Annotated in this window: 29 protein-coding genes; 14 read left to right on the forward strand and 15 right to left on the reverse strand. The window is 65.3% G+C overall.

Translation table 11 applies throughout. The annotated features are described in order from the left end of the window. Nucleotides 1-473: 473 nt before the first annotated feature. Nucleotides 474-695 carry a 50S ribosomal protein L31 gene (gene rpmE / locus EN846_RS21925; RefSeq protein WP_023668748.1) on the reverse strand — a complete coding sequence of 74 codons (222 nt, stop codon included), beginning with the start codon at nt 693-695 and terminating at the stop codon, nt 474-476. A 205-nt stretch (nt 696-900) separates the two neighbouring features. Here rpmE and EN846_RS21930 point away from each other — a divergent pair, with 205 nt between their 5' ends. Further along, complete coding sequence (locus tag EN846_RS21930; protein WP_135859625.1) at nt 901-2703, forward strand: ABC transporter transmembrane domain-containing protein; 1803 nt, start codon at nt 901-903, stop codon at nt 2701-2703. 17 nt (nt 2704-2720) lie between these two features. Here EN846_RS21930 and EN846_RS21935 read toward each other — a convergent pair whose 3' ends face one another. Further along, nucleotides 2721-4205: a carboxypeptidase M32 gene (locus tag EN846_RS21935; RefSeq protein WP_127392558.1), complete on the reverse strand. Its 1485-nt coding sequence runs from the start codon at nt 4203-4205 to the stop codon at nt 2721-2723. A gap of 152 nt (nt 4206-4357) precedes the next feature. On the opposite strand from EN846_RS21935, the gene EN846_RS21940 reads away from it, so the two are divergent. Further along, nucleotides 4358-4711: a DUF1304 domain-containing protein gene (locus EN846_RS21940; RefSeq protein WP_127392557.1), complete on the forward strand. Its 354-nt coding sequence runs from the start codon at nt 4358-4360 to the stop codon at nt 4709-4711. Between the two features lie 62 nt (nt 4712-4773). Here the strand turns inward: EN846_RS21940 and EN846_RS21945 are convergent, their stop codons facing one another. From EN846_RS21945 to EN846_RS21985, 9 genes are all read right to left on the reverse strand, one after another. Then, on the reverse strand, nt 4774-5199 hold the full coding sequence (locus EN846_RS21945; RefSeq protein WP_127392556.1) for a hypothetical protein: 426 nt from the start codon (nt 5197-5199) through the stop codon (nt 4774-4776). Nucleotides 5200-5440: 241 nt separating this feature from the next. Then, nucleotides 5441-6472 (reverse strand): peptidoglycan -binding protein, encoded by a 1032-nt coding sequence (locus EN846_RS21950; RefSeq protein WP_127392555.1) that lies wholly within the window; start codon nt 6470-6472, stop codon nt 5441-5443. A 1-nt stretch (nt 6473) separates the two neighbouring features. Then, nucleotides 6474-7499, reverse strand: a complete 1026-nt coding sequence (locus EN846_RS21955; RefSeq protein ID WP_127392554.1) for a MotA/TolQ/ExbB proton channel family protein — start codon at nt 7497-7499, stop codon at nt 6474-6476. A gap of 196 nt (nt 7500-7695) precedes the next feature. Continuing rightward, a complete protein-coding gene (locus EN846_RS21960; protein ID WP_127392553.1) occupies nt 7696-8382 on the reverse strand; it encodes a hemolysin III family protein in 687 nt (228 codons plus the stop codon). Between the two features lie 98 nt (nt 8383-8480). Further along, entirely contained in the window at nt 8481-9290 is an 810-nt protein-coding gene (locus EN846_RS21965) for an inositol monophosphatase family protein (RefSeq protein ID WP_127286859.1), read from the reverse strand. Nucleotides 9291-9316: 26 nt separating this feature from the next. After that, a complete protein-coding gene (gene efp, locus EN846_RS21970; RefSeq protein WP_127286858.1) occupies nt 9317-9883 on the reverse strand; it encodes an elongation factor P in 567 nt (188 codons plus the stop codon). A 139-nt stretch (nt 9884-10022) separates the two neighbouring features. Then, nucleotides 10023-11072 carry a tetratricopeptide repeat protein gene (locus EN846_RS21975; protein ID WP_187331444.1) on the reverse strand — a complete coding sequence of 350 codons (1050 nt, stop codon included), beginning with the start codon at nt 11070-11072 and terminating at the stop codon, nt 10023-10025. Between the two features lie 46 nt (nt 11073-11118). Next, a complete protein-coding gene (locus EN846_RS21980; protein ID WP_127392551.1) occupies nt 11119-11766 on the reverse strand; it encodes a thiamine phosphate synthase in 648 nt (215 codons plus the stop codon). Nucleotides 11767-11909: 143 nt separating this feature from the next. Then, complete coding sequence (locus EN846_RS21985) at nt 11910-12809, reverse strand: DMT family transporter (RefSeq protein WP_127392560.1); 900 nt, start codon at nt 12807-12809, stop codon at nt 11910-11912. Nucleotides 12810-12941: 132 nt separating this feature from the next. Between EN846_RS21985 and EN846_RS21990 the strand changes: the two genes are divergently transcribed. Continuing rightward, on the forward strand, nt 12942-13382 hold the full coding sequence (locus EN846_RS21990) for an Lrp/AsnC family transcriptional regulator (RefSeq protein WP_127283750.1): 441 nt from the start codon (nt 12942-12944) through the stop codon (nt 13380-13382). Nucleotides 13383-13466: 84 nt separating this feature from the next. Here the strand turns inward: EN846_RS21990 and EN846_RS21995 are convergent, their stop codons facing one another. After that, entirely contained in the window at nt 13467-14564 is a 1098-nt protein-coding gene (locus EN846_RS21995) for an adenylate/guanylate cyclase domain-containing protein (RefSeq protein ID WP_127283770.1), read from the reverse strand. Nucleotides 14565-14725: 161 nt separating this feature from the next. Here EN846_RS21995 and EN846_RS22000 point away from each other — a divergent pair, with 161 nt between their 5' ends. Further along, nucleotides 14726-15160: an SRPBCC domain-containing protein gene (locus EN846_RS22000; protein WP_127283751.1), complete on the forward strand. Its 435-nt coding sequence runs from the start codon at nt 14726-14728 to the stop codon at nt 15158-15160. 40 nt (nt 15161-15200) lie between these two features. Here the strand turns inward: EN846_RS22000 and EN846_RS22005 are convergent, their stop codons facing one another. Continuing rightward, nucleotides 15201-15659, reverse strand: a complete 459-nt coding sequence (locus tag EN846_RS22005) for a GNAT family N-acetyltransferase (protein ID WP_127394031.1) — start codon at nt 15657-15659, stop codon at nt 15201-15203. A gap of 175 nt (nt 15660-15834) precedes the next feature. Between EN846_RS22005 and EN846_RS22010 the strand changes: the two genes are divergently transcribed. Then, nucleotides 15835-16605 (forward strand): sulfite exporter TauE/SafE family protein, encoded by a 771-nt coding sequence (locus tag EN846_RS22010; protein ID WP_128346409.1) that lies wholly within the window; start codon nt 15835-15837, stop codon nt 16603-16605. 43 nt (nt 16606-16648) lie between these two features. Here EN846_RS22010 and EN846_RS22015 read toward each other — a convergent pair whose 3' ends face one another. Continuing rightward, nucleotides 16649-17200 carry a DUF2269 family protein gene (locus EN846_RS22015; RefSeq protein WP_127393340.1) on the reverse strand — a complete coding sequence of 184 codons (552 nt, stop codon included), beginning with the start codon at nt 17198-17200 and terminating at the stop codon, nt 16649-16651. Nucleotides 17201-17728: 528 nt separating this feature from the next. On the opposite strand from EN846_RS22015, the gene EN846_RS22020 reads away from it, so the two are divergent. The 7 genes from EN846_RS22020 (at nt 17729) to EN846_RS22050 (ending at nt 22570) form a co-directional block, all read left to right on the forward strand. Then, nucleotides 17729-18259 carry a DUF1465 family protein gene (locus EN846_RS22020; protein WP_127393339.1) on the forward strand — a complete coding sequence of 177 codons (531 nt, stop codon included), beginning with the start codon at nt 17729-17731 and terminating at the stop codon, nt 18257-18259. A gap of 320 nt (nt 18260-18579) precedes the next feature. Next, the gene (gene ruvC, locus EN846_RS22025) at nt 18580-19092 is read left to right on the forward strand and encodes a crossover junction endodeoxyribonuclease RuvC (protein WP_127283756.1); all 513 of its coding nucleotides are present in this window, start codon (nt 18580-18582) and stop codon (nt 19090-19092) included. A 61-nt stretch (nt 19093-19153) separates the two neighbouring features. Continuing rightward, nucleotides 19154-19405 (forward strand): AbrB/MazE/SpoVT family DNA-binding domain-containing protein, encoded by a 252-nt coding sequence (locus EN846_RS22030; RefSeq protein ID WP_127283757.1) that lies wholly within the window; start codon nt 19154-19156, stop codon nt 19403-19405. A 2-nt stretch (nt 19406-19407) separates the two neighbouring features. Further along, a complete protein-coding gene (locus EN846_RS22035; RefSeq protein WP_127283758.1) occupies nt 19408-19821 on the forward strand; it encodes a type II toxin-antitoxin system VapC family toxin in 414 nt (137 codons plus the stop codon). Nucleotides 19822-19835: 14 nt separating this feature from the next. Further along, nucleotides 19836-20456 (forward strand): Holliday junction branch migration protein RuvA, encoded by a 621-nt coding sequence (ruvA, locus tag EN846_RS22040; RefSeq protein WP_127283759.1) that lies wholly within the window; start codon nt 19836-19838, stop codon nt 20454-20456. Between the two features lie 43 nt (nt 20457-20499). After that, nucleotides 20500-21537, forward strand: a complete 1038-nt coding sequence (ruvB, locus tag EN846_RS22045) for a Holliday junction branch migration DNA helicase RuvB (protein ID WP_127283760.1) — start codon at nt 20500-20502, stop codon at nt 21535-21537. 130 nt (nt 21538-21667) lie between these two features. Then, nucleotides 21668-22570 (forward strand): metallophosphoesterase, encoded by a 903-nt coding sequence (locus EN846_RS22050; protein ID WP_127393338.1) that lies wholly within the window; start codon nt 21668-21670, stop codon nt 22568-22570. Nucleotides 22571-22597: 27 nt separating this feature from the next. On the opposite strand, the gene EN846_RS22055 is transcribed toward EN846_RS22050, so the two are convergent. Further along, the gene (locus EN846_RS22055) at nt 22598-23848 is read right to left on the reverse strand and encodes a cellulase family glycosylhydrolase (protein WP_128274978.1); all 1251 of its coding nucleotides are present in this window, start codon (nt 23846-23848) and stop codon (nt 22598-22600) included. A gap of 52 nt (nt 23849-23900) precedes the next feature. Here EN846_RS22055 and ybgC point away from each other — a divergent pair, with 52 nt between their 5' ends. Then, on the forward strand, nt 23901-24374 hold the full coding sequence (gene ybgC, locus EN846_RS22060) for a tol-pal system-associated acyl-CoA thioesterase (protein ID WP_127393784.1): 474 nt from the start codon (nt 23901-23903) through the stop codon (nt 24372-24374). A gap of 287 nt (nt 24375-24661) precedes the next feature. Next, nucleotides 24662-25372 carry a protein TolQ gene (gene tolQ / locus EN846_RS22065; RefSeq protein ID WP_126057874.1) on the forward strand — a complete coding sequence of 237 codons (711 nt, stop codon included), beginning with the start codon at nt 24662-24664 and terminating at the stop codon, nt 25370-25372.

A 25372-nucleotide genomic window follows, 5' to 3' on the forward strand; every position in this document is an offset into this window, starting at 1 on the left:
CATGCACATCCAGCCGATCCTTCGAAACGTCGATGCCAACAACGATTTCCATCCTATCCCATCCTTGCCTAATCGGGCTTCGCTTGCGGCCCAGGCGACTGTTCGGGGTCGATGGAACGGCGGACGATGACCCTCGCTCTCCCACGGGCTTCAAGGCCCAAAGATGCTCCGGTCTCTCGTCCGCCACCGCACCTGCTGCAATAGCAGAGTCGGCAAGGGACAAGTTACAAGGATGCCGGCAGGCAGGTGAGGGGCAGCGCCAGCCTATGATATCGGTGTCGTTTTACCGCGACGAGTCCTGAACTTCCAAGGCCGGCTATGTTGCCGATGGCCGAACCTACCAACGCTGGCGCCGCCCCTCATCCGCCTGCCGGCACCTTCTCCCCGTATAGTGACGGGGAGAAGGGAGCTGTCATGGCAACAAAAAACCCGCCTCGAGGGCGGGTTTTTCAAAATCTGCAGGCGCGCCTGGCTTAGAGGCCGAAGCCTTCGAAGCGCTTCTTGAACTTCGACAGGCGGCCGCCGCGGTCGAGCAGGGTCTGCTGGCCGCCGGTCCAGGCCGGGTGCGTGGTCGGGTCGATATCGAGGTTCATCGTATCGCCTTCCTTGCCCCAGGTCGAACGGGTCGAGTATTCGGTGCCATCGGTCATGACGACCTTGATGGTGTGGTAGTCGGGATGGATGTCGGCCTTCATTGTCGTTTTTCCTGGCTTGTGGCGCTGCCGACGGGCCCATGGCCTGCGTCGATGCGCCCCTTTTTTAAAACTCGAAGCCGCAGCTATTGAGGAGCCACGGCTTCTAAAACGGTCGGCGAGCCTATACATCAGCCGGAATTGAATCACAAGGCCGCGGCGGGCGCATATTGCACGCACTGCCCGAAGGCGGCCAGAGGAAACGCTCATGGCGGATATCAGTGGCGATGCAGACGGGCGCCGGCGCTCGCTCGGGCCGCTCAAGCGCCTTTATCCCTACATCTTCCGCTACCGCACGATGGTCGTCGGCGCGCTCATCTCGCTGGCCGTGGCGGCGGGGACGACGCTGGCCTTGCCAATGGCCGTGCGGCGTATGATCGATAACGGGTTCTCGTCCTCCGGCTCGACCTTCATCGCCGAATATTTCGCAGCGCTGGTGGCGATGGCGGCGCTTTTGGCGGCTGCATCGGCGGGGCGCTACTATTTCGTCATCACGCTTGGCGAGCGCGTCGTCGCCGACATCCGCCGCGACGTTTTCGCCCATGTCACGACGCTGTCGCCGGCCTTCTTCGACAAGGCCCATTCGGGCGAGATCGTGTCGCGGCTCGCCGCCGACACCACGCAGGTGAAATCGGCGGTCGGCGCCACCGCCTCGGTGGCGCTGCGCAACGTCATCCTCGGCCTCGGCGCGGTGGCGATGATGGTGTTCACCAGCCCGAAACTGTCCGGCCTCGTCATCGCCGCCATCCCGCTCATCGTGCTGCCGCTGGTCGCCTTCGGCCGTTCGGTCAGGCGCAAGTCGCGGCAGGCGCAGGACACGCTGGCCAACGCCACCGCCTATGCCAGCGAGCAGATCGGTGCGGTGCGCACGCTGCAGGCCTTCACCAACGAGACGCTGGTCACCGGCCGTTTCTCCGCAGCAGTGGAAGCCGCCTTCGAGGCGGCGCGCGGCTCGGTCCTCGCGCGCGCCTTCCTCACCTTCTTCGCCATCTTCATGATCTTCTCCTCGGTGGTGGCGGTGCTGTGGTTCGGCTCGCGCGACGTGCTCTCCGGCACGATGTCGGCGGGCACGCTCGGCCAGTTCCTGCTCTATTCGGTGTTCGCCGCCGGCGCGCTCGGCGCGCTGTCGGAAGTGTGGGGCGAGCTCGCCCAGGCGGCGGGTGCTGCCGAGCGGCTGACCGAGATCCTGGCCGAGAAGCCGGCGATCCAGCCGCCCGCCGATCCGCGGCCGCTGCCGGCGAAGGCGAAAGGCGCGATCAGCTTCGACGACGTCTCCTTCTCCTATCCGGCGCGGCCGGACCGCGCCGCCGTGCATGGTCTCAGCTTCCAGGTGAAGCCGGGCGAGACGGTGGCGATCGTCGGCCCCTCCGGCGCGGGCAAGAGCACGGTGTTTTCGCTGATCCTGCGCTTCTACGATCCCGAGACGGGCCGCATCGTCATCGACGGCGTCGATCTGCGGGAGGCCGATCCCGCCGCGATCAGGCAGCGCATCGCCATCGTGCCGCAGGACGTCACCATCTTCGCCGCCAGCGCGCGCGACAACATCGGCTTCGGCCGGCCGGGCGCCAGCGATGCCGAGATCGAGGCGGCGGCGAAGGCGGCGCTTGCCGACGAGTTCATATTGAAGCTCGACAAGGGTTATGACAGCCAGGTCGGCGAGCGTGGCGTGACGCTTTCCGGCGGCCAGCGTCAGCGCGTGGCGATCGCCCGCGCCATCCTGCGCGACGCGCCGATCCTGTTGCTCGACGAGGCGACCTCGGCGCTCGACGCCGAAAGCGAGACGCTGGTGCAGACGGCGCTGGAACGGCTGATGCAGGGCCGCACCACCATCGTCATCGCGCATCGGCTGGCGACGGTGCTGAAGGCCGACCGCATCCTGGTCATGGAAGGCGGCCGCATCGTCGAGGAAGGCACTCACCAGAGCCTTGTCGCCAAGGGCGGCATCTATGCACGGCTGGCCAAGCTGCAGTTCGAGACCGGCGCCAGTGCTTTTAGAGGCGCGGCTGAGTAGTCACGCTTCGTGCGGGCTCAGACGCCATAACGCTTGCGCAGATGTTCGGTGAAGTAGGCTGCGTTAAGCTTCTCGCCGGTGGCGCGTTCGAGCAGCTCAGGCGTCGACCAGCGCGAGCCCTGCGACCAGATCCTCTCACGGCGCCAGGCGTTGATGGCGCTGAAATCGCCCTTGGCGAGGTCGTCATCGGCGGACGGATGCTCGCGGGTCAGCGCCGCCCATTGCTGCGCCGCCATCATGGCGCCCAGCGTGTAGGAGGGGAAATAGCCGAAGGCGGCGCCCGGCCAGTGAACGTCCTGCATCGGTCCGTCGGCCGGATTGTCGAGCGTCGACAGGCCGAGATAGTCGCGCATCCTGGCGTCCCAGGCCTCGGGCAGGTCGGCGACCTCGAGCCGCCCCGAGACCAGTTCTTGCTCCAGTTCGTAGCGCAGGATGACGTGCAGCGGATAGGTCACCTCGTCGGCATCGACGCGGATCAGGCCGCGCTCGACCCGGTGCACATGCGGCAGGATATCGTCGAGCGACCAGGCCTCGCCGAGATGCCGCTCGACCACCGGCAAGGCCCAGCGCCAGAAGGCCGGGTTGCGGCCAATTTGCTTTTCGACGAACAGGCTCTGGCTTTCGTGGACTGCCATGCCGCGCGCCTTGCCGAGCGGCCAGTGCGCCCAGGCCTTGGGCAGGTTCTGCTCGTAGAGCGCATGGCCGGTCTCGTGCAGCACGCCCATCAGCGCCGACAGGAAATCGGAGGTCTTGTAGCGGGTGGTGATGCGCACATCGCTCGGCACGCCGCCGCAGAAGGGATGGTGCGACACCGACAGCGAGCCATGGGTGAGGTCGAAGCCGACGGCTGCCATCATGGCGAGGCCAAGCTCGCGCTGGCGGTCGATTGCGTAGCTGCCGGAAAGCGGCTTCAACGGATGCCTGGCCAGCCGCGCCTCCTGCGCCGCCAGTGCTTCCGGCACGAATTCCCGAAGGAAGCTCTTCAGCTCGGCGAAGACTGGCGTGATGTCGGCGGCGCGGTTGCCGGGGTCGTACTGTTCCATCAGCGCGTCATAAGGGTCGAGGCCCAGCGCATCGGCGCGCAGGGCCGCCTCCTCGCGCACCAGGGCGACGACACCTTCCAGCGCCGGCAGGAAGCCCGCCCAATCGTTCCTGGCGCGCAGGTCGCGCCAGAGCTGCTCGGAGCGCATGCGCGCCGTCGTCTGGCGCTCGACGAACTCGACCGGCAGGCAGGTGAGGTTGGTGTATTGCCGGCGCAACTCCCTCACCGCCGCCTGCTGCTCCTCGTTCAGCGCTTCCTCCTCGGCCGCCGCGATCCAGTCGCCGATCTCCGGCGCCGTCGCCCGGGCGTGAAGCATGCCGGCTAGCGCCGACATCGCCTCGGCGCGCTTCTCGCCGCCGCCGACCGCCATATGCGTCGCCTCGTCGGCGCCGAGGATGGCGAGCGCATGCTCCAGCGCTTCGAGCTTGTGGCCGAGGTCGTCGAGTTTCTGAAAGGACATGGCGGCTCCGGTCTGGTCAGCTAGCGAATTGGACGGCGCGAAAAGATACCAACGCGCCAGCCTTGGCAACCCTGCCGCGCAGGGTGCTCAAACCATCTTGCGTGGACAAGCCCGCGCGTGATCAATGCTGGCATCGAAAGCGGAGGGGGAAAATGATCGGCAACATACTGGTCGCGCTGGTGGCGCTGATCCACTGCTACATCGTCTATCTGGAGATGGTGCTGTGGGATACGCCGCAGGGCCACAAGGCGTTCAGGCTGACGCCGGATTTCGCCAAGGCATCCAAGGTGCTGGCCGCCAATCAGGGGCTCTACAACGGGTTCCTCGCCGCCGGCCTGATCTGGGGGCTCTATCTAGGCGCGGCCGGCTTCCAGGTCAGGATGTTCCTCCTGATCTGCGTCGCCATCGCGGGCCTCTACGGCGCGGCGACCGTCGGCAGGAAGATCCTGTTCATCCAGACCGTGCCGGCCGCGCTTGCCATCATCGCGCTCTGGCTGGGCTGGTAAAAAGGACGCCCTTGGGACGGAGTTCCCTCGGGCGCCAGGTGTCCCTTCCTCGGGTCGAGCGATCAGCCGTTGGGATAGTGCCCGCCGTCGGCGCCGTCGCCCATCAGGAAGCCGGTCCCGCTGTCGATGCGCAGCGCCTGGTCGACATTGTCGAGCCGGCGCAGCAAATCATGATACTGCGCAGCCGGTATCCTGCCGCGATCGGCGGCGGCGGTTTTCGCGGCGGCCTGGCTGATATGGGCGGCGCGCATATGCAGCGTCTGCGCCTCGGCCTGCGTGATCGTGTTGTCCTGCCTGGCGTCGGTGATGCCCTGGTCGACACCCTGCACCTGCGCCATAAGGCCCGCCACGCGCGGACCGGTGAAGTCGGTCGGCGAGGATTCATCGAGTGCGCCCTTGTGATGTCCGGCAGCGTAGGCGCCGGCGAGCGGAGCGGAGGCGAGAATGGCGGCAAGCGTTGCAGTCTTGAGAGAGATTGAAGAGCGCATGGCGGCGCTTCCTTCTGCTGGGGAAGGGAGCGGCCGCGCCGCTCCGCCTTCCGACCTTCCGGGCCGTCCGGTTCCGTCGCGTCGCGATGGGAGGCATCGCCGGCGGTTCTCGGCCCTGCGCGGAAAACTAGGAGCGCCCGGTCGTGAAGTGTAATTAAAAAAAGATAATCTTTTCAGGCCTTGCCGGCCTGGCTGCTGCGCCCTAGCGTTGAGCCGGCGAACAAATTCGCGTGATACGCGATCACCGTTCAGTGAGCTTCAACTCGATGCGGCGGTTCTTGGTGCGCGCTTCGTCGGTGTCGGCGGGGTCGAGCGGCTGGAACTCGCCGAAGCCGGCAGCGACCAGCCGATTGGCCGGCACGCCGTTCTCGATCAGGAACTTCACCACCGAGGTCGAGCGCGCCGTCGACAGCTCCCAATTATCGCGATAACGGCCGGTGCCGGACAACGGCTTGTTGTCGGTGTGGCCGTCGACGCGCAACACCCAGCTGATCTCCGGCGGGATTTCCTTCTGCAGTTCGATGATGGCGTCGGCGAGCTTCTTCATCTCGACCTTGCCGGCATCGTTGATTTCCTCGGAGCCAGTCGGGAACAGCACCTCCGACTGGAAGACGAAGCGATCGCCGACGATGCGGATGTTCTCGCGGTCGGCGAGGATCTCGCGCAACCTGCCGAAGAAGTCGGAACGGTAGCGGTTCAGCTCCTGCACGCGCTGCGCCAGCGCGACATTGAGGCGGCGGCCGAGATCGGCGATCTTGGTGTTGGAATCGCGGTCGCGCGCTTCCGACACGTTGAGCGCGTCCTCGAGCGCGCCGATCTGCTTGCGCAGTGCTGCGATCTGCTGGTTGAGGATCTCGACCTGGCTCAGCGCCTGCTGGCTGATCTGGCGCTGGCTGTCGAGTTCGCCGGAGAGGGTGGCGGCGCGCTGGTTGGCGGCGTCGCCGGCGCCGGCGCCTTGCGCCAGCAATTGTTCGAGCCGGCTCTTTTCCGCCTCAGACGCCGACAGCGACGCCTGCAGATTGGCGAGCGAATCCTCCCTGTCCTGCGTCGTCGAGCGCTCCAGCGCCAGCAGCTGGGTCAGTTCGTTGATCTGCGAGTTGAGGCGGTTGAGCACCGTGTCCTTGCCGGAGATCTCGCGGCCAAGCAGGAACTGCGCCAGCACGAAGACGGTGAGCAGGAACATGATGGCGAGCAGCAGCGTCGACAGCGCGTCGACGAAGCCCGGCCAGTAGTCGATGCGGCGATCGGCACGCCGCGCCCGCGCCAGTGCCACGTCAGTGCACTCCCTGCTTCTTCAGGGCGTCGGCGATCTTTTCCAACGTGTTGCGCATCGCCTTCTGCTCGTCGGACTGCGCCTCGACCCAATCGCGCATGATCTGCTGCTCCGAGCGCATGTTCTTGACCAGGCCGGAAATGCCGTCGGCGAGATTGGCCATGGCGGTGGCGACGCGCGGGTTGGAGCCGCCGCCATTCTCCTGCAGGCTGCGCAGCCGCTCCGACAACAGGCGGATCTCGTCGGAAGGCTCGCTCCTGGCATTGTCGGATACGACGATGTCGGAGGAAAGGTCGGTGACCGAGGACAGCCAGTTCTCGAGCTCGGTATAGAAGCGGGTCTGGGCCCGGCCGGCCTGCAGGTCGAGGAAGCCGAGCACCAGCGAGCCGGAGAGGCCGAACAGCGAGGACGAGAACGCGGTGCCCATGCCGGCGAGCGGCGCCGACAGGCCCTGCTTCAGTGAATCCAGGACGGCGGCGGCGTCGCCGGTGCCGGGATCGAGCGCTTCGATGGTTTCGCGGATCGAGCCGATGGTGCCGAGCAGGCCCCAGAAGGTGCCGAGCAGGCCGAGGAACACGAGCAGCCCGACCAGGTAGCGCGAGGTGTCGCGGCTCTCGTCCAGGCGGGTGGCGATCGAGTCGAGCATGGTGCGCATCGAGGTCGTCGAGAAGGCGACCGTCGACGAGCGGCCGATCATCGCCTTCATCGGCGCCAGCAGCACCGGTTCGGTGGTCTCCGAGCCGGCGCGGAAGGAGTTGACCCAGCGCACCTCGCGAAACAGGCGCCCGACCTGGGCGAAGGCGAGCAGGATGCCGACCACCAGCACGCCGATGATCAGTCCGTTGAGGCCCGGATTGGTGGCGAAGGCGGTCGAGACCTGGCGGGTCAGGATGGCGGCGATGAAAGCGACGATGATCAGGAAGATCAACATGGTCAGCAGGAAAACCTGCGGGCTCGACAGTTTATGAGGGTCGTAGATCAGAACGTCGGAGCGTCTGCCGATGCCGAAGGATCTGAGAAAAGCCATTCGTGCCCCGTTTCCGATGCGGCTGCCGCCGATCAACCAGTTCGCGACTCTAAACGGAATTGTGACCAAATTGAATGGCGCTTGGCAAGAATGCCGAGCCGGGCTTGCGGCCTGTTCCATCCCGATGGGAACGGGATGGGGCTCCATCTTCCTGTTGCGGCATGATCTTTTCCGAAAACCGGTTCGGGGTCATGCCCTAGAAGCGGTTTATCACCAGACAGTCGACCATGGCGGCCAGGTGCAGGCCGGCGCCGGTGACGACGAAGCCGTGCCAGACGGCGTTGTGGAAGCGCAGGCCCTTCCAGGCGAAGAAGATGACGCCCAGCGAATAGACGATGCCGCCGGCGACGATCAGCGCGATCGATGTCGCCGGCAGGGTCTGGACGAACGGGCCGACAAGCACGATGCCGCTCCAGCCTATGGCCAGGTAGAAGACGATCGCCAGGCGGTCGAAGCGACCGGGGAACAGCACCTTGATGGCGATGCCGACCACCGCCGCCGTCCACACCAGCACGATCATCGAAACGGCCAGCGGCGAGCCGTCGAGCTGGGCGAGAAAGGGCGTGTAGGTGGCGGCGATGAGGAGGTAGATCGCGGCATGGTCGAAGCGGCGCAGGATCCACTTCGCCGGCGACGACACCGGCCACAGATTATAGGCCAGCGACACCGAGAGCACGGTGAGCAGCGCGACGACATAGAAGGCGGCGGCAATGTATTCGCCGGGTCCGGCATGGAAGGCTGCAAGCGCCAGGAAGGCCGAGCCCGCGGCGATCGCCAGCACGATGCCCACCGCGTGAACGATGCCGTCGGCGATCATTTCGGCGCGCGAATAGTGCCAGCGTCCGACGAACGGGATCTCGATCTGTGGCCCTGAATTGCTCATGAGCGGTCCTGCATCGCCCTCATCTGGGCGCTTGCCGGACAGTATTTCAAGCTTTGGTTGCGGTTTTGCGACTGCGGCGCTTCAGCGCGGCGCGCCCGTCAACCGGATTTGCCGGATGACAGCGGCTTCTTGACGGTCTTCAGCAGCGCGCGCTGGATGATCTCGTTGCCGGCGACGACAGAACCACGTTCCAGCATCTCCTGGCCGCCCTCGAAATCGGAGGCGAAGCCACCAGCCTCGCGGATCAAAAGCAGGCCGGCGGCGATGTCCCAGGCCGACAGGCCGACTTCCCAGAACCCGTCCATGCGGCCTGCGGCGACATAGGCGAGGTCGAGCGAGGCGGAGCCAAGGCGGCGCACGCCCGACACCTCGGCCATAACGTTGCGCAGCTCGATGAGGAAATTGCCGTGCTGGCCGCGGCCGAGATGCGGCACGCCGCAGCCGATCACAGAATCGATGAGCTTGGTGCGGCCGGCAACCCGCAGCCGGCGGTCGTTCATGAAGGCGCCGCCGCCGCGCTCGGCGGTGTAGAGCTCGTCCATCGCCGGATTGTAGACGACGCCGGCGACGACCTGGCCCTGGCGCTCCAGCGCGATCGAGATGGCGAACATCGGGATGCCGTGCAGGAAGTTGGTGGTGCCGTCGAGCGGATCGACGATCCAGCGGTGCTGGCCGTCCTCGCCCTCGACGGCGCCGCGCTCTTCCATCAGGAAGGAATAGCCGGGCCTGGCCTTCGACAGTTCGGTAAACAGGATGTCCTCGGCCTTGCGGTCGGCCTGGCTGACATAGTCGCCCGGCCCCTTCATCGACACCTGCAGGTTCTGCACTTCGCCGAAGTCGCGCGACAGCGAGCGGCCGGCTTTCATCGCGGCCTGGACCATGACATTGAGGATCGCGGAACGCGCCATTTTTTCGTTTCCTGCTGCTAGGCGCTTTAGTCTGCGCGGCGCACGTAAGTGATCTCGTTGGTGTCGACGATGATGCGCTCGCCGGCACCGATGAACGGCGGCACCAGCACGCGGATGCCGTTTTCCAGCACCGCCGGCTTGTAGGACGAGGCGGCCGTCTGGCCCTTCACCACCGGGTCGGCCTCGGTGATGGTCAGCGTCACCTGGTCGGGCAGCGAGATGCCGATCGGACGCTCCTCATAGAGCTGGACCGTGACCATCATGCCATCCTGCAGGAAAGCGGCGCGGTCGCCGACGAAATCCTTGTTCAGCTCGAGCTGCTCATAGCTTTGGGTGTCCATGAACACCAGCGCGTCGTCCTGTTCGTAGAGGAAGGAAAAATCCTTGAGGTCGAGGCGGATCTGCTCGACGGTCTCGGCCGAGCGGAAGCGCTCGTTGAGCTTGGTGCCGTTGATCAGGTTCTTCAGCTCGACCTGGTTGTAGGCGCCGCCCTTGCCGGGCTTGACGGTGTTGGTCTTGACCGCGACCCAGAGGCCGCCATCGTGCTCGATGACATAGCCGGGACGGATTTCGTTGCCATTGATCTTGGCCATGATGATGTGATCCGGAATGAGATTTTCGCCACGAACGGCGATTTGGCGCTTCCAAGACCACAAATCGCCAGGAGAGGCAAGGGAGCGGGGCGACGCAGCCCGATCGGCGGCTGCCTCGTGCCCGCTGCCCGCCGGCGCGTCAGGGCAAGCGGTTCGCCTTCTGCAGCGCCTGCTTGGTCTGGTCGTCGTCGAGCCCTTGCAGGAAATCGTCCATCTGAGGGTCGATCAGCCCGGCGCGGCGGGCGACGATATACCAGGCACCGGCAAGGATCAGATCCGGGTCGGTGCCGATGCCTTCCATGTAGAGCTTGGCGAGGCGGTTCTGGGCGGCGACATTGCCGCCCTCGGCTGCCTGTTTCATCCAGCCGAAGCCCGACTTCAGGTCGCGGCTGCCGCCGCGCCCCTCGATCATCCAGGTGGCGAGGTCGATCTGCGCGGTGTCGTAATTCTGCCTGGCGGCCTGCGCCAAAAGGGTGCGCGCCTGGGAGTCGTCGCGCGGCTTGCCGCCGACGCCGTTGGCGTAGATCTGCGCCATCGCATATTGCGCGTCGGCCAGTCCCGTCGCGGCGGCGCGCTCGTAATAGGTGGCAGCCTTGGCGATGCCGGCGTCGCCGGGATCCTGCTGGACGAGCAGTTGCGCGAAATTGAACTGCGCCAGGCGGTTGCCGGCCTCGGCGGCGGCCTGCATCAGCGCATACGCGGCCTTCTCGTCCTTCTTGACGTAGCGGCCGTCGAGCAGCATCAGCGCGTACTGGAATTGCGATTCCGGCACGCCCTGCTCGGCGGCGAGCGCGTACCATTTGGCGGCCTCCGCGGCGTTGAGCGGCACGCCGAGCCCGCGCGACAGAATCTCCGCTACCAGGGTCTGCGCGGCGGGATCGCCATTCTGGGCACGCGCCAGCGCGAGATTGTAGGCGGTCTTGTAGAGCCCGCGCTGGAAGGCGCCATAGGCGGGATCGGCCGGCTTCGCGCCGAACCGATCGGGGTTGATGCTGTCGGCCGAAGGCAACGGCGCCGTGGTAGCGGGCTGCGGCAAGGGCGTGGCGATAGGCTTGTCGACATGCACGCCTGTGGCCGGTGCGCCCGCGGCTGGCGCGTTTGCAGCCGGTGCGCTTGCATCCGGCTCGCCCGCATCCGGCCGGGGCTGCGGCAGCGGAACGGTCTGTGCGGCTGCCGCCGCCTCGGTCATGAAGGCCGCGGCGAGAACCGCGAGGGGAAGCACGGACCGGCGCACCTCAGTCCTCGAAGCGGGGCGCGGTTTCGTCGAGCAGCGCATTGGCCGCCGCGACCGCCGCCCTGGGATCGGTCCCGTCGGCGAAGACGGCGCTGGACAGGGCCACGAATTCGGCGCCGGTGGCGGCCACCGCCTCGACCGATGCAAGGTCGGAGCCGGCCATGACGATGCATGGGATCTCGATCATCTCGGCCCACCATTGACCAAGCGACAGGTTGCGCGGATGCGGCTCCGGCTTGTTGTCGTAGCCGAAGCGGCCGAAGAACATATAGTCCGGCCGCGCCTCGCCGAGCTCCAGCGCGTCGTCGCGGGTCTTGGCGCCGCCGGCGCCGACCATCATCTTTCCCTGGAAATGTCCGATGGTCTCGGCGAGCTCCTGGCTGGAGACCTCGACATGGATGCCGTCGGCCTGAACGCGGCCGGCGATGCGGGTGTCGCCGGCAATGACGACCGCCACGCCCGCCGCTTGCGCCGCGGGCACGATCTTCTCGGCGAAGGCCTGGAAGGAAGCCTCGTCCATGCCGTTTTCCGGCAGGATGAGCGAGGCGACGTCGCCGCCGTCGAAGGCCGCTGCAATGCGCTCGGCCGGCGCGTCTTTCGGCGCGATCAGCACGATACGGCAGCGATTGGGCGGCGTGGCGTCGTTCATTGGTCTTCGATCCCGGTTTTCGCCTATGCCGGGCGAAGATGGTTGCATTGCGGCATAGAGCAAAGCGCCCGGTTTGAACAGGCGGGCAAGCGGGATCGTTATCGTGAAGGCGAATGCAGGCCTGGGGCGCCGGGCGCGTTCCGTCACTCGGCCGGTTGCGGGCCCGGTGTCTTTCGCTTCCACGGCGTCCAGCCGAGGGTCATGCCGGCGGCGGCGATCAGGATGGCGGCGGCGCCAACGATCTGGGCGGGGTGCAGCCGATGGCCGAAGGCGCCGACATCGACGAGGATCGCCACCACCGGATAGACGAAGGAGAGCGCCCCTTGCAGATGCGTCGGCAGTTTCTGGATGGCGCCGTACATCAAAATGTACATCAGGCCGGTGTGGACGACGCCAAGCGTCGCCAGCATCATCCAGCTCCAGGCGTCCGTGGGGAGGTGGGAAAGATTGGCGAAGGGCGCCAGCATGAGAACGCCGACGCAGACCTGGATAAGCGCGATCAGATGCGGCGGCGTGCCCTTGAGCGCCTTGGTGACGATGGCCGCCACGGCCCAGAAGAAGGCCGCGCCCAGCGCCATCGCGATGCCGGTCGCATAGTCGGTGCCGACGTCGCCGGCATCGGGGCCGGTTTGGACGATCAGCAGCATGCCGGCGAAGGCGATGCCGAGCCAGGCCAGCTTGGTCAGGGTCAGCCGTTCGCCAAGGAAGAGCGCGCCGAAGCCGACCAGCATGAAGGGCTGGGTGTTGTAGACGGCGGTGGCGATCGAGATCGAGGCGCGCGGAAAGGCGCTGAACAGGAGCAGCCAGTTGATGACGATGGCGGCGCCGCCAAGCGCGGCAAGCGCGACGACGCGCGGCGTCAGCGTGCCGCGCAGCAGGCCAAGCGCCGCGCAGATGACAAGCAGCGTCGCCGCGCCGAAGGCGCAGCGCCAGAACACCACGTCGATGGCGGGCTGGCCCGAAAGCACGACGAACCAGCCGATCGTGCCGAGTATCGCCATTGCCGCGGTCATTTCGACCGTGCCGCGCAGCGTATTGCTCATGAAAGACCCCAAAGATTTTCGAGGCTTCATGATCACAAGAGGTCGAGGTCATTTCCATGCTGCGAAAAAGATGATATCGCCTATTCGCCTAATTAAAAAAGGCAGAAATGGCTTTCATCGTGGAATGTGAAAATGCTCGACGATCTTGACCGGCGCCTTCTCGACATCCTCGTCCGAGATTCCAGGACGTCGCTGAAGGATCTCGCGCAGCAGGTCGGCATGTCGTCGCCGAGCGTTTCGGAGCGGTTGCGGCGGCTCGAGGAGCGCGGCGTCATCCGCGCCTTCACCATCGATGTCGATCCGGAAGCGCTCGGCTACCCGCTGCAGGCGATCGTGCGCATCCGGCCCCTCCCGGGCAAGCTGCACATCGTGCAGAAGCTGATCGAGGAGACCCCTGAATTCGGCGAATGCGACAAGGTGACGGGCGACGACTGCTTCGTCGCGCGGCTGTTCGTGCGCTCGATCGGCGAGCTCGACCGGCTTCTCGACCGGATCGCCGACAAGGCGGAAACCAGCACCGCGATCATCAAGGCGCAGCCGATCCGGCGGCGCCCGCCGCCGCTCGGCATCTAAGCCACCCAGGAAAAGTGGAAAAACAGTTCCGTTCGGAATTGCGTAAAAACAATTCGCTGTTTGCGTGAAAGGGGACTGTTGAGGTCACCCGTCCGGCAGGCCGAAGACGGCACACGGTCTAGCGATTCCGCGCAATAGATGTTCGCCCAGCGGGACCACGGGCGTTGATGTTTCCGCCGCGACAGCGCCCGAAATCAGCACGCTCCGTCCTAGCGGCCGGCACAGGCCCTCGAGCCTGCTGACGAGATTCACGGCCGGGCCGATGGCGGTGAAATCCAGCCGGTCGGCTGTGCCGATATTGCCCCACACCATGTCGCCCAGATGCAGCGCCATGCCGAACTGCAGTTCGGGCATGCCCTGTGTGGCGCGGACCTGATTGAGCTGCGCCATTCCCGCCCGCGCCGCTCCGATCGCGCGCAACGCCGCCTCGCAAGCCTCCGAAGCCGAGCGCTCGCCGACAGGAAAGATCGCCAGCACCCCGTCGCCGATGAATTTCAGCACCTCGCCGCCAAAAGCGTGAACGGCGCCGGCGATGCGGTCGAAGCTGGCGTTGAGCGCCGCCACGACCTGTCCGGCGTCCGTCTCCTCCGACAGGGCGGTAAAGTCGCGCAAATCGCTGTAGAGCAGGACGGCGCGGATCGTCTCGCCAACCTCGCGCCGAGAACGGCCGGCCAACACCTGCGCCGCGCTTCGCTGCCCGAGATAGGCCTGAAGCAGGGCCGACAGCGCCGACCTGGCGGCGAGAGCGGCAAGTGGCGCAGCGGCGAAGCGCGCCACCTCGTCCAGTGTATTCGATTCCTGCTCCGCGAGAGGGCGGACCGCGACCCAATTCAGTTTTGGAGTCTCGGATTGCGCATCCTGACGTCCGGGCCCAACCGTGTAATCGTGCACGACACCGGTACCCAGTCCCGCCAGCCAATCGCGTCCGAGATCGCCCTCCCCGGCTCCAGGCATCATGCCGGCGCCAAAACCCAGCGCCTCCATGACGAGGCCTGTCTCGGCCCGCCACAGCCAGGCGCGGCGCGTTATGATCGGATGCGGTGCGGCGAGCGTCAGGGCTCCGCCGGCGAGCGGCAGCCCATCGTCAACCAGCCGCGCGCCGAGTGTGGCCAGAAAGTCATCCGGTTGGACGGCGACGCCGGCGTGGTCGACCAACCAGGCGAGAGTTGCAGAAAGCCGCATCGACACGATCATGCTTCGGCGTTCCGCCGCTGTCACCAGCGCGAAATGCCCAAGGCGTTTTTTGTTGAAAGGAAGGCCGATCTGGCGTCGAATCGAATGCGCTGGTCCGGCGCCGCCTGTCGGGCGAGCCATGTTGGCGCGCGCACACCCAGGAGATTTCGATGGCTGAACCCTTGATCGTTCGTCGTGAGGTGCAGATCGCGGCGCCGCCGGCGACGGTCTTCGCCTTCCTGGCCGATCCCGACAAGATCGTGCGCTGGATGGGAACGGAGGCCATGGCAGAGCCCCACCCCGGCGGTCTTTACTTGCTGAATTTGGCAGGAAGGGCCACGGCACGCGGCCAATTCACCGAGGTCGTACCTGTCCACCGCCTGGCCTACAGCTTCGGCTGGGAGGGCAACGACCAGACGCCGCCCGGTTCGAGCCTCGTTGAAATCGACCTGGTCGAAGAGTCCGGCGGAACGCGGGTCAAACTCACCCATAGCGGCCTTGCCGACCGAGAGATTTGCGACAGCCACGAGAAGGGCTGGACGCATTATCTGAGCCGGCTCGCAATCGCCGCCGCCGGTGGCGACCCGGGACCGGACAAGATGTAGGGCTGCGGCCGCGATTGCCGACAGCCAACGACACCAACCGCTAGAGATCCAGCTTGTAGCCGATGTGGCTGGCCTTGAAGCCGAGCCGCTCGTAGAAGCGGTGCGCGTCCGCCCGGCTCTTGTTGGTCGTCAGCTGGACGACCCTGCAGCCGCGCTTGCGGCATTCCTCGACCGCCCATTCCAGCAGGCGCTGTCCAAGCCGTTCGCCGCGCCGGTCGGCGGCGACGCGGACAGCCTCGATCTGGCCGCGCCTGGCGCCTTGCAGCGACAGTCCGGCAAGGAAGGAGATCTGCAGCGTGGCGATGACGCGGCCACCGTCCGTCATGACAGCGAGGAACTGGTTGGGATCGGCATCGATGGCGGCGAAAGCGTCGCGATAGGGCTTGGCCAGCGGTTGGCTGGCATCCTCACGGCCGCGGCCCAGCGGATCGTCGGCGAGCATGGCGACGATCGCCGGCAGATCGGCTTCCTGCGCGCGGCGGATGCGGATTTCGCTCATGTCAAACCTCGTGCATGGGCCGTGACCTTATGCATGGGCGGCGCGTTGCCGCAAATCCGGAAAGCCGTGTTACGGACAGTTGATCGCGCAAGCTGCCGCCAGGGCACATTGGCTATCGCGGCGCCAGGCATTCTGGTCTATTGCAGGGCTCCCACCCTCCAGCCGTTCTCATCCCATGACAGGCCTGCTCAGCGATCCGTGGTTCTATGCCGCCGCCATTCCGGCGGTCTTGCTCGTCGGCCTGTCGAAAGGCGGCTTCGGCGGCGCCGTCGGCTTCGTCGGCGTGCCGCTGATGGCGCTGGCCATGCCGCCGGTGCAGGCGGCCGCCATCCTGCTGCCGATCCTGTGCCTGATGGACATCGTCTCGGTGTGGACATGGTGGGGCGTCTATGACCGCAAGATGCTGGTCGACATGATGCCGGGCGCGGTGATCGGCATCGGCCTCGGCTGGCTGACGGCGGCGCTGGTCACCGAAGAGATGGTGCGGCTTATCGTCGGCGCGGTCGCGCTGATCTTCGTGCTGCGCTGGCTCTATCTGCAGTTCCGCCACGGCGCCGACCATGCGGCGGCGCCCAACCGGTTGGCTGCCGCCTTCTGGGGCACCGTCGCCGGCTTCACCAGCTTCGTCGCCCATGTCGGCGGCCCGCCGTTCCAGGTCTATGCGCTGCCGATCCGGCTCGATCCGAAGGTGCTGTCGGGCACATCGGCGATCTTCTTCGCCGCCACCAACGCGCTGAAGCTGGTGCCCTATTTCGCGCTCGGCCAGTTCGACACCACCAACCTGACGGCGTCGGCGGTGCTGATGCCGCTGGCGCCGCTGGCGACCATCGCCGGCGCCTGGCTGGTGCGGCGGATGCGGCCGGAGGTCTTCTATCCCTTCACCTACGCGACGGTCGCGGTCGTCGCGGTCAAGCTGTTGTGGGACGGGATCGCCGGCCTGCTGTAGGAGGCAAGGGGCGGCCACGCGGCCGTCCCTCGCCGTCATGCTTTCAGGCGGCGCTCGGCACCAAGCGGCGGCTGCCGCCGAAGGCCAGCGTGGCGCCCGCCGCAACCACCAGCGCCATGCCGGCGAGGATGGCGATGTCGTGCACGGTCGGCTTGAGCACCATGTCGGCGATGACCACCAGCATCACCGAATAGTCGAAGCGGGCGGCGCTCATGATGCGCTGGCCCACGGCAAGGACGGCCGGCGTAACGCCATCCTTGGCGATCATGTCGGCCATGCGGTCGGCGCTCGGCTTGAACACGAACATGCCGATCGAGAAGGTCGTGGCGTAACCGGCAAGGCCGATCAGGATCCAAAGGTCGGAAAAACCGACCCAGAACGCGCACATGATGAGGCCGAACAGCAGCGTCAGCATCGACATCGGCGCGAAGTAGCGGTTGCCCAACTGCCCGGTGGCGCGCATCGCCTGCAGCTTGCCCTCGACGTTGCCGGCGCGCTCGGCAAGCAGGCCAAGCAGGAACAGCGCGAAGCCGCCGCCGACCCACAGAGTGGCCGAGACGACGTGGAGAAATTTGACGATTGAATACCAGTCCATAGTTTTGCCCCCCGAGGTTCTGGCAATTGCGATGGAGCTGATTTGCTCCACCCGGTTCAGAGGAGCGGGCGTTTAGCGCGGCGCGTGTTTCGGAACGATGTCGCGGCGGCGGCCGGCGTGTTTCGTGGTGCCGGGAACGTCGGGTTTTTGCACCGCGCGCAGTTGAGGGCGATTGTGCTGTTACGGCACAGAAGCCGGGCGGCCGGTAAAAAAATCTCGTCGTCGTTAAGGCTTCATTAAGCTTTACGGGCGTTTACTATGCGCATCCAGTGATCTGGATTCTTACCGAGTGGTTGGAGCCACTTTGTTTGACGCCTCCCTGTTAAACTCCTGAGAGCCGCCTTATCCGCGGCTCTTTTTTTGCCCGCAAAGCGGCGCAGTCCGGTCAGGCGTTCGGCGTTAACCGTTTGTTAAACATGTGCTTGCCTTCACCTGCGCCGAAGCGCATTTTCAAGCTCAGTCGTTTAAGGGTGCAGGGCGTTACGGCAAGAGTGCCGATTCGGCTTGCGGCAGTGCAGGGGCGTATCGATGAACGAGCCTTCCAAGGGAAGCGCGAAAACCATCAAATTGGCGGAGCGCCGGGTTTTCTCCCAATCCTTCAAGCCGCTCTACCAGGAGGGCATGGGCCTCGTCGAACAGGCCGCCGAATATCTCGACGGCAAGGGCCGGGCCGAAGCCAAGAAACTGTCACGTACGGCGGCGACGCTCTACGCGGCCGAATCGATGCGGCTGACCACCAGGCTGATGCAGGTCGCTTCCTGGCTGCTTCTGCAGCGCGCGGCGAATTCCGGCGAAATGACCCGCGACCAGGTCGCCTCGGAAAAGTCCAAGGTGCGTCTCGACACCGCTTCCGCGCATGACGAGGCGCTCGGCTGGAGCGAACTGCCGAAGGATTTTCTCGACCTCGTCACCCGCTCGCTGCGCCTGCAGGCGCTGGTGCGGCGCATGGACGAGGAAATCTACGGCAACGCGCTGGTCGACACGCCAGCCGTAGCCCGCCGCGTCAATCCGGTCTCCGACCAGATCAGCCTGCTCAACACCGCCTTTGCCCGCGGCTGATACGGCAGTTTGACAATTCGCTCTGATGGCCATCTAGCGCCGTTTTCTGCGCTTTCCTACAGCGCCGCGCATCCTTTCGGACGCGCAAAGGACGCTGTAGCATTTCTTGATCCTGCGCATCATCCTTTCCGAAAATCGGCTCGATTTTCGGGGTCATGCGCGTAGCTCACGTATTTGAGTACGCTCCGCTCCGGTTCTCGAAAACGACGCTATATGCCTCTCCAGACCGAATTTTGAAGCTGCCTGGGTCCTTGCATCGGTCGTTTCTGGTTTGTTCACATTTTGCTGGCATCGCCCTGCTTCGGAGGTAGACTTCGCGCATGGGGGAAACGATTCGCATCATCGGCATCGATCCGGGGCTGAGGCGCACCGGCTGGGGCATCGTCGAGAGCCTCGGCAATTCGTTGCGCTTCGTCGGCTCCGGCACGGTGCGCTCCGACGATAAGGCGGCGCTGGCGACCAGGCTCTGCCAGCTGCATGACGGGCTGGCCGAGGTGCTGCATCAGGCCATGCCGCACGAGGCTGCGGTCGAGCAGACCTTCGTCAACAAGGATGCGACAGCGACGCTCAAGCTCGGCCAGGCGCGCGGCATCGCCATGCTGGTGCCGGCGCGCGCCGGGCTTGTGGTCGCCGAATATGCGCCCAACGCCGTCAAGAAGGCGGTGATCGGTGTCGGCCACGGCGACAAGAAGCAGATCCATATGATGGTCAAGGTGCTGATGCCGAAGGCGGTGTTCGAGACCGATGACGCGGCGGATGCGCTGGCGATCGCCATCTGCCATGCGCATCACCGGCAAAGCGCCGCCTACCGGATGGCCGCGCTGGCCGGGTAGTTTGTTCTTGACTTGTTCTCGCAGTTGGAATATTTCTTACCGGTAAGAACCGGAGACTCCAATGCGTGTGACCAGCAAGGGCCAGGTGACCATTCCGCGCGACTTGCGCGACACTTTCGGCATTGATGCGAATAGCGAAGTCATCTTCGGCATTGAAGGCGGCAAGATCACCATCACACCCCGACATGACAAGGGACGGCAGGCAGATCGTGAAAGACTCGATCGGTTTCTCGCCGCGCTTGACCGGCTGGAGGGTAGCGGCGACCAGACGATGAACGCCGACGACGTCATGGCCTTGACGCGGGATCGCTGATCTTGGCGACGCTTGTCGACACCAATGTTCTTATCGATGTCGCCGTTCGCGATCCTCTCTGGTTGAAATGGTCGCGGCCGAAAATAGAAACTGCACGCAGGCGAGGCAGCCTGGTCATCAATCAGATCATCTACGCTGAGTTTTCGATCCGCTACGACACGATCGATGATGTCGACAATGTGTTGCCCGAGGATGAGTACCGACGTGAGGGATTGCCGTTCGAAGCTGCCTTCGCGGCGTCGAGAGCATTCTCGATCTATCGTCGGCAAGGGGGACCGCGAGAGAAGGTCATGCCCGATTTTTTGATCGGGGCGCATGCCGCCATCCGGGGTTATCCCATTCTTACTCGCGATCCGGCAGGCTTCAGGAAATACTTTCCGGATGTCGAGCTGATCGCTCCTGACACCCACCCCTAAGAAAGTTCCCGGACATGATCGGCAAGCTGAAGGGCACGCTGGACGAGGTCGACGAGGACTTCTGTGTCGTCGACGTGCATGGCGTCGGCTATGTCGCCCATTGCTCGGCGCGCACGCTGGCCTCGCTGCCGGCGCCCGGCGAGGCGGTGGTGCTGTTTATCGAGACCTATGTGCGCGAGGACATGATACGGCTCTACGGCTTCCAGTCGGCACTGGAGCGCGAATGGTTTCGGCTCTTGATGAACAACGTGCAGGGCGTCGGCGCCAAGGTGGCGCTGGCCATCCTCTCGACGCTGGCGCCGGCCGACCTCGCCAATGCGATCGCCTTGCGCGACATCGCCATGGTGTCGCGCGCGCCGGGCGTCGGCAAGAAGGTGGCCGAGCGCATCGTCACCGAATTGAAGGCCAAGGCGCCGGCATATGCGGGCGCTGCCTCCGGCACGATCGGGCTGAAGCAGGAACTCGGCGAGGGCGTGGCGCCGGCGCCGATCACCGACGCCGTCTCGGCGCTGGTCAATCTCGGCTATTCGCGCGACATCGCCGCCAACGCGGTGTCGGCGGCGCTGAAGTCGGCCGGCGAGGGCGCCGACGCCTCGAAGTTGATCCGCTTCGGCCTGAAGGAACTGGCGCGGTGAGGGGCTGCTTGTTCTGGTCCCTGCCGTATGCAAGGAAAGCGGCATGAACCTTTCGCCCCGCCTCATTGCCCCCGACAAGCGCGGCGAGGATGCCGACCAGACCTTGCGGCCGCAATCGCTTGACGAGTTCGTCGGCCAGGCGGCGGTCAGGGCCAATCTCAAGGTCTTCGTCGACGCCGCCAAGGGTCGAGGCGAGGCGCTCGACCATGTGCTGTTCGTCGGCCCGCCCGGCCTCGGCAAGACGACGCTGGCGCAGATCATGGCGCGCGAGCTCGGCGTCAATTTCCGCTCGACCTCCGGACCGGTCATCGCCAAGGCCGGCGATTTGGCCGCGCTGCTCACCAATCTCGAAGACCGCGACGTGCTGTTCATCGACGAGATCCACCGCCTCAATCCGGCGGTGGAGGAAATCCTCTATCCGGCGATGGAGGATTTCCAGCTCGACCTGATCATCGGCGAGGGGCCGGCGGCGCGCTCGGTCAAGATCGATCTCGCCCGCTTCACGCTGGTTGCCGCCACCACGCGGCTTGGGCTGTTGACCAATCCGCTGCGCGACCGTTTCGGCATTCCGGTGCGGCTCAATTTCTACACGGTCGAGGAGCTGGAGCAGATCGTGCGCCGCGGCGCCCGCATCCTGTCGATGCCGCTCGGCGACGACGGCGCGCTGGAGATCGCCAGGCGGGCGCGCGGCACGCCACGCATCGCCGGCCGGCTGCTGCGTCGCGTGCGTGACTTCGCGTCGGTCGCCGGCGATGGCCATGTCGACCGGCGGATCGCCGACGAGGCGCTGACCAGGCTTGAGGTCGACGGGCTCGGCCTCGACGCGCTCGACCGGCGCTATCTGTCGATGATCGCCCGCAATTTCGGCGGCGGGCCGGTCGGCATCGAGACCATCGCGGCGGGGCTGTCGGAGCCGCGCGACGCCATCGAGGACATCATCGAGCCTTATCTGATCCAGCAGGGCTTCATCCAGCGCACGCCGCGCGGCCGTGTGCTGACGGCCAATGCCTGGCGCCATCTCGGCCTCGAGGCGCCAAAGGATCTGGCGCAGCAGCAGATCAGCCTGTTCCAGGAGGAGTAACGGAGATTTGTTCCCTAGTTGTTTGGGGAACGGCTCGTCTGCGCAAAATCTGCTCGCCGCGGCCAAGCTGAAGGCACAATTGCCGCCTCTAGCTTGATGCAATCGCCATACCAAGGGCCGGGGCGGAGCAATGATCACCAGACGTGGCTTCCTGCGCCTCATCGGCGGCTCGTTCCTGTCGATGGTGTCGCTCAGCGCCTATGCGGTCGGCATCGAGCCGATGCTGTTGACGCATGTGAAGCGCTATTTTCTGACGCCGCCGCATTGGCCGGCGGACCTCAAGCTGCGCGTCGTTGTGTTGGCCGATATCCATGCCTGCCGGCCGTGGATGACGCCCGAGCGGATCGCTTCGCTGGCCGAAGAGGCAAACGAGCTCAAACCGGATGTGATCGTCATGCTTGGTGATTTTCCGGCCGGGACCCGCCTGGTGTCGGATTGGGTGGACGCGTCGGAATGGGCTCCTGCCTTATCCGGGCTGAAGGCGCCGCTCGGTGTCTGGTCGATCCTTGGCAATCACGATTGGTGGGAGGATCGCGCCGCGCAAGCGGCTGGGGCAGGGCCTACGATCTCGCGCAAGGCGCTGGAGCGCGTCGGCATCCCGGTGTTGGAGAACGATGTCGTACGCCTGGAAAAAGACGGGCACGGCTTCTGGCTCGCCGGACTTGCGGATCAACTGGCACTGCGCCCCGGCCGGGCCTGGGGCCGGACCGATTTCAAGGGCCTGGACGATCTCGACGGCACGCTGGCCAAGGTGAGCGACAACGCTCCCATCATCCTGCTCGCGCATGAACCCGACATCTTCCCTAAAGTGCCGTGGCGGGTTTCGCTGACGCTCTCCGGCCACACCCATGGCGGGCAGGTCAGGCTGTTCGGCTATTCGCCGGTCGTGCCTTCCGCCTACGGCAATCGCTTCGCCTATGGCCATGTCGTCGAAAACGACCGCAACCTGATCGTCTCCGGCGGGCTCGGCTTCAGCATCATGCCGGTGCGCTTCGGCATGCGCCCGGAGATCCTGCAAATCGATCTCGGCTAGGACGCGCTGCTGCTCAACCGGCCCTCGTCAGGGCAGCGAGCGGATCGCATCCATCACGGCGGGTTCCGCCTTGTCGCCATTGAAGGCGTCGACGATGCCGAAGGCGCCGCCATAGCCCCATACCGACCAGGAGAAGCCGTGCGCCTCGGCGCGCGCGATCATCTGCCTGACATAGGCGGCGCGGTATTCGGCGGGCATCACATAGCCGTTGCCATATTCCTGGCGGATCATGCCGAACTCGCCGAGCGTGATGTTTTCCGGTCTTATCCCGTTGGCCTTCGCCCATGCTTCGACGGTCTTGAACGGCGCGTCCATGATGGCGAGCAGCTTGTCGTCCGTATCCATGCTGGCGACCTGCTCGTCGAGATAGGCAAGCATGCCGCTTCGCCGCGTCCATGGCGCCTCGGCCCTGATGCGGGCGCGGATCGTGTCCAGCGCCACGTCGAGCTGCGTCTGCGGTACGGCCGTCAGCGGAAAGGGCAGGCCGGTGACATAGCGGATGAAGTCGCCGGCCCAGGTCGCGCCCTGATGGGTGAGCAGGAACGGATCGTAGGAATGGAAGGTCCAGATGATGTTGTCGTCGGCGATCAGCTTCGGGTCGATCCTGGCCAGTGACGCGGCGTTGGAATAGCAGGCGCCGGTGAGGATCAGCGTCAGCCTGGTGGCCGAGGAGCGCGCCGCCGCGAACAGCTTCTTCTGGCGCTCCGGCCACAGATTTGTGCCGTCGCCGTCGCAGTCGACGATCGGCTCGTTCATCGGCTCGAAAGCGACCTGGCCCGGATCCTCGTTTGACAGCGTGCGCGCCATCTTGCGCACCACATCGACATAGGCGTCGAAGGTCCCGGGGTCGTCCATCACCTGCCCCATGCCGGTCTTGCGGTTGCCGCCGGCCGGGATCAGATGCATGTCGACGATCACCTTCAGCCCGGCGCGGTTGATCATGCGCGCGGAGTCCAGCACGCTGGCGTAGAGGTCGTCGCGCAGCGCAAGCGTCTCGTCGGACAGGAAGGGCGAGGGGTCGACCGGCATGCGCAGGAAATCGAAGCCGGCATCCTTCAGCGCCTTGAGGTCATCCTCCTTGAGGAACTTTCGCCATTCCGGATAAGGCAGGATGGCGGTCGGGTCGTTCCATTTCTCCTCGCCGGTCCAGGTCGTCCACTGGTCGAGATTGAGGCCGCGTTTCATCGAGAACGTCGCGGCAGGGGCCGGCAATGCCAAAGCCCCAAACGCCAGCAGTGCCGCCATCAAGGTCTTGATCATCGCGCCCAACAGTGCCATCCGGTTCCAGCGCCGCAACACCTGCCTGCTCGGGCCAGAAAAGGAAAGCGCGATGGACGATCATGGTGAATCGGCGGCGCTCGGCGCGGGCCTTTCCGGCGCGCTGACGGAATTCGGCCATCGGCTGATGGCGCGGGTCTACTATGCCGACACCGATTTCTCAGGCGTCGTCTATCACGCCCGCTATCTCGAATTCTTCGAGCGCGGCCGCTCCGATTATCTGAGGCTCGCCGGCGTCCATCACACCGAGCTTGCCGATGGCAAGCATGGCGAGCGCATCGTCTGGGTGGTCAGGCGCATGGAGATAGACTTCAAAAGTCCCGCCCGCATGGACGACATCCTGACCATCGAGACGCGTACGCAGGATATTTCCGGCGCCCGCATCTACATGGCGCAGCAGCTCAAGCGCGGCGACGAGGTGCTGGTCGAGGCCAAGGTCGAAGCGGCGATCATCGGCGAGAATGGCCGCCCAAGGCGTTTTCCGAGGGAATGGGTCGCGGCTTTCATGCCAAGAGCAGACGGCTGATATCTCTGGTCAGGGCGATCTGGCGGTCACCATCCGCGCCATGACGGGGGCGCGGCAATGCGCCGCGCTTCATATCATAACCCATCCTTAACCATAACGGTTCATGAAGAGATTGGTGAAGATTGGCGGAATCCGAACGCCTTCCTTTCACCAATATTTGCCCCGAAAAGGCCGCGAAACGGTGCATTCGGGGTGATCCCGCAAGCTTCAAGCTCGCGCGAACGGACCACAAGGGATGCCCATGGGCCCAGCCGCCAGCGACGCCCGGAAAATCTAAGGACGTAACCATGGAAAACATCGCACTCGCCGAACCGGGCGCGCATTTATCGATTTGGGCGCTGTTCATGCAGGCCAGCTGGGTCGTCAAGCTGGTCATGATCGGCCTGCTCTGCGCCTCGATCTGGACCTGGGCGATCATCGTCGACAAGCTCGTCGCCTATGGCCGCATGCGGCTGGCGCTGAACCGCTTCGAGCAGGTGTTCTGGTCGGGACAGTCGCTGGAAGAGCTCTATCGCACGCTCGCCGACCGCAAGACCACCGGCATGGGCGCGATCTTCGTCGCCGCCATGCGCGAATGGAAGAAGAGCTTCGAGAAGGGCGCCAAGTCGCCGCTTGGCCTGCAGACCCGCATCGACAAGGCGATGGACCTGGCGCTGACGCGCGAGATGGAGCGGCTGGAGGGACGGCTCGGCTTCCTCGCCACCACCGGTTCGGCCGCGCCCTTCATCGGCCTGTTCGGCACCGTCATCGGTATCATGACCTCGTTCCAGGCCATCGCCGCTTCGAAGAATACCAGCCTGTCGGTGGTCGCACCCGGCATCGCCGAGGCGCTGCTCGCCACCGCCATCGGCCTGCTCGCGGCCATCCCGGCCGTCATCGCCTACAACAAGCTGTCATCCGACGCGAACAAGATCGCCGTGCGCATGGAAGGGTTCTCCGACGAGTTCTCCGCCATACTCTCGCGGCAAATCGATGAAAAAGTCGCGCAGAAGGCCTGA

This window comes from Mesorhizobium sp. M4B.F.Ca.ET.203.01.1.1 (assembly GCF_004791025.1).
In the GTDB taxonomy this organism is placed as follows: domain Bacteria; phylum Pseudomonadota; class Alphaproteobacteria; order Rhizobiales; family Rhizobiaceae; genus Mesorhizobium; species Mesorhizobium abyssinicae.

Bases quoted from the DNA above. Each gene is read 5' to 3' on its own strand.
- EN846_RS21985 (WP_127392560.1), bottom strand. From the start codon at position 12,809: ATGAGCAATACGCTGCGCGGCACGGTCGAAATGACCGCGGCAATGGCG.
- EN846_RS22050 (WP_127393338.1), top strand. From the start codon at position 21,668: ATGATCACCAGACGTGGCTTCCTGCGCCTCATCGGCGGCTCGTTCCTG.
- EN846_RS22030 (WP_127283757.1), top strand. From the start codon at position 19,154: ATGCGTGTGACCAGCAAGGGCCAGGTGACCATTCCGCGCGACTTGCGC.
- EN846_RS21955 (WP_127392554.1), bottom strand. From the start codon at position 7,499: ATGGCTTTTCTCAGATCCTTCGGCATCGGCAGACGCTCCGACGTTCTG.
- EN846_RS21965 (WP_127286859.1), bottom strand. From the start codon at position 9,290: ATGGCGCGTTCCGCGATCCTCAATGTCATGGTCCAGGCCGCGATGAAA.
- EN846_RS22055 (WP_128274978.1), bottom strand. From the start codon at position 23,848: ATGGCACTGTTGGGCGCGATGATCAAGACCTTGATGGCGGCACTGCTG.
- ruvA (WP_127283759.1), top strand. From the start codon at position 19,836: ATGATCGGCAAGCTGAAGGGCACGCTGGACGAGGTCGACGAGGACTTC.
- EN846_RS21945 (WP_127392556.1), bottom strand. From the start codon at position 5,199: ATGCGCTCTTCAATCTCTCTCAAGACTGCAACGCTTGCCGCCATTCTC.
- EN846_RS22010 (WP_128346409.1), top strand. From the start codon at position 15,835: ATGACAGGCCTGCTCAGCGATCCGTGGTTCTATGCCGCCGCCATTCCG.
- EN846_RS21975 (WP_187331444.1), bottom strand. From the start codon at position 11,072: ATGACCGAGGCGGCGGCAGCCGCACAGACCGTTCCGCTGCCGCAGCCC.
- rpmE (WP_023668748.1), bottom strand. From the start codon at position 695: ATGAAGGCCGACATCCATCCCGACTACCACACCATCAAGGTCGTCATG.
- EN846_RS21960 (WP_127392553.1), bottom strand. From the start codon at position 8,382: ATGAGCAATTCAGGGCCACAGATCGAGATCCCGTTCGTCGGACGCTGG.
- EN846_RS21935 (WP_127392558.1), bottom strand. From the start codon at position 4,205: ATGTCCTTTCAGAAACTCGACGACCTCGGCCACAAGCTCGAAGCGCTG.
- ybgC (WP_127393784.1), top strand. From the start codon at position 23,901: ATGGACGATCATGGTGAATCGGCGGCGCTCGGCGCGGGCCTTTCCGGC.
- EN846_RS22020 (WP_127393339.1), top strand. From the start codon at position 17,729: ATGAACGAGCCTTCCAAGGGAAGCGCGAAAACCATCAAATTGGCGGAG.
- EN846_RS22015 (WP_127393340.1), bottom strand. From the start codon at position 17,200: ATGGACTGGTATTCAATCGTCAAATTTCTCCACGTCGTCTCGGCCACT.
- EN846_RS22000 (WP_127283751.1), top strand. From the start codon at position 14,726: ATGGCTGAACCCTTGATCGTTCGTCGTGAGGTGCAGATCGCGGCGCCG.
- EN846_RS21995 (WP_127283770.1), bottom strand. From the start codon at position 14,564: ATGCGGCTTTCTGCAACTCTCGCCTGGTTGGTCGACCACGCCGGCGTC.
- EN846_RS21940 (WP_127392557.1), top strand. From the start codon at position 4,358: ATGATCGGCAACATACTGGTCGCGCTGGTGGCGCTGATCCACTGCTAC.
- EN846_RS22005 (WP_127394031.1), bottom strand. From the start codon at position 15,659: ATGAGCGAAATCCGCATCCGCCGCGCGCAGGAAGCCGATCTGCCGGCG.
- ruvB (WP_127283760.1), top strand. From the start codon at position 20,500: ATGAACCTTTCGCCCCGCCTCATTGCCCCCGACAAGCGCGGCGAGGAT.
- EN846_RS21930 (WP_135859625.1), top strand. From the start codon at position 901: ATGGCGGATATCAGTGGCGATGCAGACGGGCGCCGGCGCTCGCTCGGG.
- EN846_RS21980 (WP_127392551.1), bottom strand. From the start codon at position 11,766: ATGAACGACGCCACGCCGCCCAATCGCTGCCGTATCGTGCTGATCGCG.
- efp (WP_127286858.1), bottom strand. From the start codon at position 9,883: ATGGCCAAGATCAATGGCAACGAAATCCGTCCCGGCTATGTCATCGAG.
- tolQ (WP_126057874.1), top strand. From the start codon at position 24,662: ATGGAAAACATCGCACTCGCCGAACCGGGCGCGCATTTATCGATTTGG.
- ruvC (WP_127283756.1), top strand. From the start codon at position 18,580: ATGGGGGAAACGATTCGCATCATCGGCATCGATCCGGGGCTGAGGCGC.
- EN846_RS21990 (WP_127283750.1), top strand. From the start codon at position 12,942: ATGCTCGACGATCTTGACCGGCGCCTTCTCGACATCCTCGTCCGAGAT.